We start from the raw sequence: 4440 nt of genomic DNA, 5'->3' as shown, positions 1-4440 counted from the left end.
TCACGGTCGCTTCGCTGCACATGTCAGTGCAAAAGACGATGTTCTGCAGATTAACCAGCACCAAATTCAAGTCTTTCACCGGTGTGATTTGCAGGACTTGCCGTGGCGTGAATTGAAAATTGATGTGGTGCTTGAATGTACCGGCGTATTTTCCAGCCGGGAGGACGGTAACGCCCACTTGCAGGCAGGTGCGCGACGTGTGTTGTTTTCGCATCCAGCGGCGCCTGATGTCGACTTTACTCTGATTCAGGGCATCAATAACGCCGACTTAAGTGCAAGTGACCGAATTATTTCCAACGGCTCATGCACAACCAATTGTATCGTCCCGGTGATTAAAGCCCTCGATGATGCCTTTGGCGTCGACAGCGGCACGATCACCACCATTCATTCGGCGATGAATGACCAGCAAGTCATTGATGCTTATCATGACAATTTGCGTTTAGCGCGCGCCGCGTCGCAGTCCATTATTCCCGTCGATACGCGGCTGGCGCGAGGCATCGAGCGAATTTTGCCAAAGTTTGCTGGTCGCTTTGAGGCGATTGCCGTACGGGTGCCAACCACTAACGTCACCGCAATGGATTTAAGTGTCACGCTCGATGCCGATGTCGATATTGCGAAGGTCAATGAGGCGTTGCGAAATGCCGCGCAGCGCGACCTCGCCGGTATTCTTGGGTATACTGAATTGCCGCTGGTGTCATCGGATTTTAATCATGACCCGCGATCAAGTATCATAGACGGTACACAGACGCGAGTGAGCCACAAGCGTCTCGTTAAAGTGCTTTGTTGGTGTGACAATGAATGGGGCTTTGCTAACCGGATGTTGGAGTCGGCAGCAACGTTAGCGGGTTTAGACTAAACTGCTTTGAATAAATTTTCGCAAGGACTATGAAATGACTGTGAAGTATATGACTGATATGGATCTGCGTGGCAAGCGTGTACTGATCCGCGAAGATTTAAATGTGCCGATCAAAGATGGCAAAGTAACCTCGGATGCGCGTCTAAAAGCAGCATTACCGACCTTGCAGAGCGCACTCGAGCAGGGCGCAAAAGTCATGGTGATGTCGCATTTAGGTCGTCCCGAAGAAGGTGTATTTGATGAAGCCTACTCCATGGCGCCTGTGGTCAAGTACCTTGCTGAAGCACTCAGTTTCCCAGTCCGACTTGAAAGCAATTACTTAGACGGTGTTGAAGTCGCTGGCGGTGAGCTGGTGGTGTTCGAAAACGTCCGTTTTAATGCCGGCGAAAAGAAAAATGACCCAGCGTTGGCGAAGCGCATGGCGGCCTTGTGTGACGTGTTTGTTATGGACGCGTTTGGTACTGCTCATCGAGCACAAGCGTCGACCTATGGTGTCGCGCAATATGCGCCGATTGCCTGCGCGGGACCTTTGCTTGCGGCCGAACTCGATGCCCTCGGCAAAGCATTGAAAAGCCCACAACGGCCGTTAGTCGCTATTGTCGGCGGCTCGAAAGTTTCGACCAAATTAATGGTCTTGAATTCATTGGTGCGTAAAGTTGATCAGCTCATCGTAGGTGGCGGTATTGCGAATACCTTTATTGCTGCCGCGGGTCACAATGTCGCCAAGTCCTTGTATGAAGAAGACTTAGTAAAAGAAGCTGCACGTTTAGCCGAATCAGCAAAAACGCGCGGTGCGGAAATTCCGTTGCCAACCGACGTCATCGTGGGTGACCAATTCAGTCCTGATGCAGTGGCGACGACAAAAGCCGTCGACGACGTCAGTGGCGATGACCAGATTTTTGATATTGGCCCAGATACCGCACACGCATTGGCGAAGTTACTGGAAAATGCGGGCACGATTGTTTGGAACGGCCCTGTCGGTGTGTTTGAATTTGACCAGTTTAGTCAAGGTACAGAAATTTTAGCGCGGGCGATTGCGAAGAGCAGTGCGTTTTCTATCGCTGGCGGTGGCGATACACTTGCAGCCATTGATAAATATGGCATTGCCGATGAAATCTCCTATATTTCAACCGGTGGTGGTGCCTTCTTGGAGTTCTTAGAAGGGAAAAAACTACCAGCCGTCGCAATTTTAGAAGCTCGCGGTAGCGAATAAACTTAAAAAAATAGAAAGGAGCCTCGCAAATGGCATTGATTTCAATGAGACAAATGCTCGATCACGCTGCAGAATTTGGTTACGGCGTACCGGCATATAACGTCAACAATCTAGAGCAAATGCGCGCTATTATGATGGCCGCAAACGATACCGATAGCCCGGTGATTGTGCAGGCTTCTGCAGGTGCGCGTAAATACGCTGGCGCTCCTTTCTTGCGTCACCTGATTTTAGCTGCCATCGAAGAGTTCCCACACATTCCTGTAGTGATGCACCAAGATCACGGCACTTCACCAGCAATTTGTCAGCGCTCGATCCAATTGGGCTTTAGCTCAGTCATGATGGACGGCTCTTTACGTGAAGACGGCAAAACGCCAGCAGACTACGACTATAACGTCGATGTGACCCGTCGCGTGGTGGAAATGGCGCATGCATGTGGTGTTTCCGTTGAGGGCGAATTAGGTGTTCTTGGTTCTTTAGAAACCGGCCAAGCAGGCGAAGAAGACGGTGTTGGTGCAGAAGGTACCCTTACACACGACCAGCTGTTAACCGATCCGGAAGAAGCAGCAGATTTCGTCAAGGCGACCCAAGTTGACGCCTTAGCGATTGCGTGTGGAACGTCACATGGCGCTTACAAATTCACGCGGCCTCCAACGGGCGATATCTTGGCGATTGAGCGGATTAAAGAAATTCACGCGCGCATTCCAAACACGCATTTGGTCATGCACGGTAGCTCATCAGTACCGCAAGAATGGTTGGCGATTATTAATGAGTTTGGCGGTGAAATTCCAGAGACTTACGGTGTGCCTGTGGAGCAAATCCAAGAAGGTATTCGCCACGGTGTGCGCAAAGTAAATATCGATACTGACTTGCGGTTAGCTTCAACGGGTGCGATTCGTAAGTTTTTAGCCGAAAACAAATCAGAATTTGATCCACGCAAATACTTAGCCGCGTCAACCAAGGCAATGTACGACATCTGTAAGGCGCGCTATGAAGCGTTCGGAACAGCCGGTAACGCGAGTAAAATTAAGCCTATCTCATTAGAAGAGATGTTCAAAAAATACGAAAGTGGCGTGTTAGCTGCGACCGTGAAGTAAGTAAGGGGGCGACGTGCGTCTAACATTATTAAGTATCGCTTTATTAGGCTTTTCCAGCACCGCAATGTCATCGACGTTCATGTTTGATGATATTCAGGATGTCGATCCAGCGTCACAAGATGGCAAATGGCGAGCAAGCGCGGAAGTCGGTGTGTTAATTCGGTCGGGAAACACCGACTCGCGTTCTTGGAAAGGTAAGCTCGATCTAGAACGGGACACCCTAAACTGGCGTCAACGGGCCGTGATGGATTACTACCGACAAGAGCGAAAAACCCACGAAGGAACGTCTGTTGTTGATGCGGACCGCTTGTTCTTATCCGGCCAGGGTAACCGCAAGTTCGCGAATTCAAAACATTCGTCATTCTTCCTTTACGGGTCTTATGAAGACGACGCATTGAACAGTTTCGAGTATCAATCGACGATAGCAGCTGGTTACGGTACGCGCTGGTTGATCAATGACGCAATGTTTACCGACTTCGAAATTGGTCCGGGTTATTCCTACGACAAAATTCGTGGTACGGGCGAGACGGATGGCGACTTTATTATCCGGATGGCGGCTAACTACGAATGGCAAATTAGTGAAACTGCCCGCTTTACCCAGCTAGTTTCCACCGAAATCGGTGATGACAACACCCGTTCCCGTGCAGTTGGTGCGCTGACAGCGAATATTAACTCGCGCTTGGCGATGCGTTTCTCATTGACGTTGACCCATAACTCGACGGTGTTTGAGCAAGCGAATGGTCGTATTCCAGAGAAACTCGACACGGAAACGGCAGTCACCTTGGTTTATACCTTCTAGTAAGGACGGCGTATGCCTGCGAACTCGATTCTTGGGGTGTTTGCGAAGTCACCGATTAAGCCGGTTATTGAGCATATCAACAAGATTGTCGAATGCACCGTGGAACTCGATGCATTCTTCAATGCTGTTTATCAAGAAAAGTGGGAGCAGGCAGGCGAGATTCAACGCCACATCTCGCAACTAGAGAAAGAAGCCGATCAGATTAAACGAGATATCCGCGGTAACTTACCTAGTGGCCTGTTTATGCCAGTGGAGCGCACGGATTTACTCGAGCTAGTCTCGCAACAAGACCGAATTGCCAATAAAGCAAAAGATGTTGCTGGGCTTGTAACCGGACGCCAATTGGTGATTCCAAGTCCACTGATTGATGGTTTTCAGACGTATTTAAGTCGATGTCTTGACGCGGTTTGCAAAGCAGCAGAAACCATTAATGAATTTGATGAGCTGCTGGAAGCGGGTTTTCGCGGACGCGAACGCG

Annotated in this window: 5 protein-coding genes (1 of these 5 cut by a window edge); all 5 read left to right on the top strand. The window is 49.8% G+C overall.

The window, feature by feature from the left end; translation table 11 throughout:
* A protein-coding gene (locus J5F18_RS03120; RefSeq protein WP_346300890.1) for a glyceraldehyde 3-phosphate dehydrogenase NAD-binding domain-containing protein crosses the window boundary here: on the top strand, positions 1 to 856 show its 3' portion. 134 nt of this gene lie to the left of the window's left edge; the window shows 856 of its 990 coding nt (coding positions 135-990); the start codon falls outside the window, past its left edge; the stop codon is at positions 854 to 856.
* Between the two features lie 34 nt (positions 857 to 890).
* The gene (locus J5F18_RS03115; RefSeq protein WP_346300889.1) at positions 891 to 2069 is read left to right on the top strand and encodes a phosphoglycerate kinase; all 1179 of its coding nucleotides are present in this window, start codon (positions 891 to 893) and stop codon (positions 2067 to 2069) included.
* A 29-nt stretch (positions 2070 to 2098) separates the two neighbouring features.
* Positions 2099 to 3163, top strand: coding sequence for a class II fructose-bisphosphate aldolase (gene fba / locus J5F18_RS03110; protein ID WP_346300888.1), 1065 nt, complete (start codon positions 2099 to 2101; stop codon positions 3161 to 3163).
* A gap of 13 nt (positions 3164 to 3176) precedes the next feature.
* Positions 3177 to 3962 carry a DUF481 domain-containing protein gene (locus J5F18_RS03105; protein WP_346300887.1) on the top strand — a complete coding sequence of 262 codons (786 nt, stop codon included), beginning with the start codon at positions 3177 to 3179 and terminating at the stop codon, positions 3960 to 3962.
* Between the two features lie 12 nt (positions 3963 to 3974).
* Positions 3975 to 4440, top strand: a 466-nt coding sequence (locus J5F18_RS03100; protein WP_346300886.1) for a TIGR00153 family protein, incomplete at its 3' end; no start/stop codon positions are given.

Source organism: Halomonas sp. BM-2019 (genome assembly GCF_017584085.1).
Note: the sequence above shows the minus strand (reverse complement) of the source record. Positions and strands in the feature narration are given on the sequence as shown.